We start from the raw sequence: 2,524 nt of genomic DNA on the forward strand, positions 1-2,524 counted from the left end.
ATGCTATCTACCGAGGAAGTCAAGGAGAAACTTCACGTTTCTGATGCTACTTTAAATAGAATGGTAGCGAGGGGCGACATTCCTAACGGTGAGTGCAAGAAGCGTGGACATACAAGATATTGGAAGAAGTGGGATATTCTGCACTTCATTAAGAGTAAGAGAGGTAAGTGATTGCCTCTCTCTTTTTTGTTTCAGTTTGCGTGAGTGACTGTTGCAATTTTTGCAACAGTCACTCTGATTGCCTCTCTTTTTTATTTGGTACAATGTAATAGACACAAACACACATATTTCCCCGAAAAATATACGCACTTTTTGCCTTAAATTATACGTAACGATATATGATGCTACCTTCTATCACCTTAAATCACTGATTATCAACCACTAAAAGAAAGTGTGATAGAGTTATATTTGCTCTCCACTATTCTTCGTACCTTTGCATCCGTAACGTTACAATAGTGTTAGTTAATATAAGGATAACTTAAAAAGATTGTATCATGGAAATGACAGATGCAAAAGTAGTAGAGAAGAAAATCTACGAAGAGGGAAAGAAGCACGATGATTATGCTTCTAAGGCAACAGGTAATGCTGGCTTGACACTGGGTAAACAAAAATAATGCTCAGTATAAACTCTCTTAATTGCTGGGAACTCCTTGAAAAACAGGACAATCAGCAGCCAAGATTGTGCGTTCTTTGAAATATTTTTTGTAACTTTGCAGTATGGTAAAAGGTATAATTTATAGGTACGAATCCCCATCGGGAAAGTCCTATGTAGGTCAGACAACAGATGAGAAACATAGAAGAAGATGTTTTTTCAATAACTGTTGCTACAGCGGAACTCGCTTTGATAATGCTATACGCAAATATGGAGTACATAATTTTAAGTACGAAGTGCTTTTCTCGGATGATTTTGATTCTAAAGAGGATGCTATTCCCGTTCTTAATGAAAAAGAATCGTATTTCATAAAGAAGTATGATTCTTACAGAAATGGGTATAATATGACTTTAGGAGGAGAAGGTGTTAGGGGTCATACATTAGAAGGAAAATCTAAAGAAAATATGATAAATCACCTCAAAGATTACTATAAAAGTCATAGCAATCCTTTTAAAGGAAAAAAGCATTCAGAAGACATGAGGGCTTACCTTAGTGAGTTAGCCAAGAATAGAACTGGAGAGAGAGCACCTATGTATGGTAAACATCTATCCGATAAGCAAAAAGCTATACTGAGTAAGTGTGCCAAAGAAAGAAAAGGAAGCAAAAATCCTTTTTTCAACAAAAAGCATACGAATAAAGCTAAAAATGCTATATCTACAGCAAATAGTAAGCCTGTTTTGCAGATAGATGCGGCAAGTGGAGAAGTTTTGAAAAGGTTTAATTCCGCTTTAGAAGCTGGAGAAAGTCTAGGTAATTCAAAATTAAACTCCGAAATTGTAAAGGTATGTAGAGGTTATGTATCTCCATCTGGTAGGCATTACATTACATGCAAAGGTTACAAATGGAAATATGCACAATAAGGTTCAACGACTATCCCGAAAGGGAGTACACTCAAGCGAGTGGAAATGGAGAGTATCTCGTGAGAGATAAAGATATAGTCTTATCTGTATGGTAACATACAGCAGTTCATTAGAGAACGGGTAAGGTGGTTGCGTACCTTATCGAAAGTTAGTGATTATTGGCACAGCACTCGGTGCTGGTGCTTGGTTATTTGGCGGTAACAACCGCAGTGTGTTTGGTTCACTCGGTGGCAGCAATATGCCTGAGAACGTGAACATCAACGCCTATGGAGCTAACGCAGGTTCCAATCAGCCAACCGCCTTGCAGGTAATGGAGAAGGAATGCGATGATGAGGTGAAGTTGCTTACCTACATGTTCGGTATGAAGCTCGACACAGCTAACAAGTTCTACGCTATGCGCGAGACAGACATCGCTGAGAAGTTCTCTATGTATAAGGGTGCTAACGATGCTATCAACGCCGAGAACCGCCGTGCAATGCAGGCTGAGTTTGGTCTGTACAAGTCTCAGGTTGATGCGGACTTCGGTCTGTACAAGAATCAGAGAGACCAGTACGATGCGTTGCAAGCAAAGTATAGCGACCTTGACAAGAAGGTAGCCATTATGGAAGCCCTCACTCCTTACAAGGAGAAGCTGATGATGGCTTACGTGAACGAGAAGTGTTGCCGCAAGATTGATGGTGTCCTCGGACTCCAGAGCACTCCTACTGTTACAGTTCTCCCATCTGCAAGCATTTGCGGATGTGCAGCAGCTTCTACTCCCACTACAGGAGCGTAACAGAGCAAAAAAGTCTGTAAAACGGACTAAGAAGAAATGAGTTGGTGAGGGGTGTTTGCCCTCGTGGTGGATGCCCTCTCACCTCTCTATAATATATCACCAACTTTAAAGATATTGATTGTTATGATGAATTTCGGAAACAGCCCATTATTGGATATGGGCACAAGTCAGCAACAGCCGCCAACGATGGATGCCGAACTACAAAAGGTGTATGAGGCAATACAGCAGAAGCGAGCA

General features: G+C 40.4%; 3 protein-coding genes. All 3 read left to right on the forward strand.

Features of this window, described 5'->3' with window-relative positions; genetic code table 11:
- Positions 1 to 171: a helix-turn-helix domain-containing protein gene (locus tag DW657_RS18745; RefSeq protein ID WP_147381998.1), complete on the forward strand. Its 171-nt coding sequence runs from the start codon at positions 1 to 3 to the stop codon at positions 169 to 171.
- A 546-nt stretch (positions 172 to 717) separates the two neighbouring features.
- Positions 718 to 1,512 carry an NUMOD3 domain-containing DNA-binding protein gene (locus DW657_RS17155; RefSeq protein ID WP_118313556.1) on the forward strand — a complete coding sequence of 265 codons (795 nt, stop codon included), beginning with the start codon at positions 718 to 720 and terminating at the stop codon, positions 1,510 to 1,512.
- A 151-nt stretch (positions 1,513 to 1,663) separates the two neighbouring features.
- Entirely contained in the window at positions 1,664 to 2,287 is a 624-nt protein-coding gene (locus DW657_RS17160) for a hypothetical protein (RefSeq protein ID WP_118313557.1), read from the forward strand.
- Positions 2,288 to 2,524 lie beyond the last annotated feature (237 nt).

This window comes from Prevotella sp. AM23-5, assembly GCF_003473645.1.
Taxonomy (GTDB): Bacteria; Bacteroidota; Bacteroidia; order Bacteroidales; family Bacteroidaceae; genus Prevotella; species Prevotella copri_A.

What these genes read in the sequence shown, in the direction of transcription:
- DW657_RS17155 (WP_118313556.1), top strand. Translation starts at nt 718, where the DNA reads ATGGTAAAAGGTATAATTTATAGGTACGAATCCCCATCGGGAAAGTCC.
- DW657_RS18745 (WP_147381998.1), top strand. Translation starts at nt 1, where the DNA reads ATGCTATCTACCGAGGAAGTCAAGGAGAAACTTCACGTTTCTGATGCT.